This is a genomic window from Clostridium sp. FS41 (genome assembly GCF_000954015.1).
GTDB classification, from domain to species: domain Bacteria; phylum Bacillota; class Clostridia; order Lachnospirales; family Lachnospiraceae; genus Enterocloster; species Enterocloster citroniae.
The window spans coordinates 1-1,212 of the sequence record NZ_JYHN01000007.1 but is presented as its reverse complement, the minus strand read 5'-3'; the positions used below and the strand labels follow the sequence as shown (position 1 = coordinate 1,212).

2 protein-coding genes are annotated in these 1,212 nt (G+C 46.0%); both read right to left on the bottom strand.

The genetic code is table 11. From position 1 onward, the window contains the following. Positions 1-377, bottom strand: a 377-nt coding sequence (locus tag CLFS41_RS01600) for a hypothetical protein (RefSeq protein ID WP_152648994.1), incomplete at its 3' end; no start/stop codon positions are given. A gap of 3 nt (positions 378-380) precedes the next feature. Next, positions 381-1,055: a hypothetical protein gene (locus CLFS41_RS01595; RefSeq protein WP_052665570.1), complete on the bottom strand. Its 675-nt coding sequence runs from the start codon at positions 1,053-1,055 to the stop codon at positions 381-383. Positions 1,056-1,212 lie beyond the last annotated feature (157 nt).

Genomic DNA, 1,212 nt, shown 5'->3' with positions numbered 1-1,212 from the left:
ACCTCCGTGGTCGGCTTGATATGGTAAGTTTCAGCCTCCAGTGACCTGTCCGCACCTTTATCATCGTCCGGCACCACAACATATATCAGATGGCCGTCCATCTCTTCCAACTGCCCATATCGGCGGAGCATAAGGTTGTGTGCCCGGTTCTTGGATATATCGGATGCCTCCGATAATTTGGTCAACAACTGCCAGTAATATGCATTGGCATCCAGGCTACGCTTCTTCCGGTATTGCTTGGCTACTATGTTAAGCAGTTTGCCACGGATATCTTCCAGTTGTCCCGTTATGTCCTGGTCCATCTCAAAGGTCAGCAGGAATTTGCCTGTTTCCCAGTTACGGGCGATATCCTTTAGGATCCCTTTGCTCTCCATCAATCATCACCCCTTTGGATCATTCCAAGGAAGTCCACCTTCCTGCATGTCATCTGGTGGTGCGGTCGCGCTTTCTTTATCTGGCTTCCGCTTCAGCTTATTGATTGTTTCTTTAGCTTGGATCTTCGTCATGCAATGGATATCCGTTAATCCATACTTTGACAAGACATTCTTTATTCCGATTCCAGTCCGTTTCAATTCCAGAAATATTTCGTTAACCTCCGATTTGGTAATCAGACCAGGATTTTCTTCCCTATTGTATTTAGTCCGGTCAGATTCCCAGTACACATCTGCACCAATTCCAAGCTGCTTACACGCTACCGATATAGCATCTGTGGTTGCCATCTTATAGCATTCGTCAGATACATAGATCCCAGACTTTTCCTTTGCAGCAAACATGCTGCCACCGTTACCTGGGATTGGTTTGGACCACTCTCCACCAACCTTTATATATAATTCGATATCCACAAAAGCCGCTATCTCATTCCCTGATGTTTCTAACCACTTCCGTGTCGGAATATAGTACCATCCTATCCCACATGGCCCGAACTGCTCGGTCAGGACTTTTATTCGCCACATAGGGTTGATATCGGTCATACCGCTGGTACGACCTCCTTTAATGGTCTTCTTGGCATTGTCAGGGACAGAACGGACACTTTCATATAAATCAAGATTCTCCATCTTCATCCTCCCTCATAAGTGTTCCAACTATATAGATAACTGCCTTTTCCAGTTCCTCCCTGGCAGGGCTGCCTATCTTCAAATTGCTTTGCCGATCACGGAGATACGATACCATTGCTGTACCATCAATCGTCTTGTGTTCCAGTTTCATGTTTCA

What these genes read in the sequence shown, in the direction of transcription:
- CLFS41_RS01595 (WP_052665570.1), bottom strand. Translation starts at nt 1,055, where the DNA reads ATGGAGAATCTTGATTTATATGAAAGTGTCCGTTCTGTCCCTGACAAT.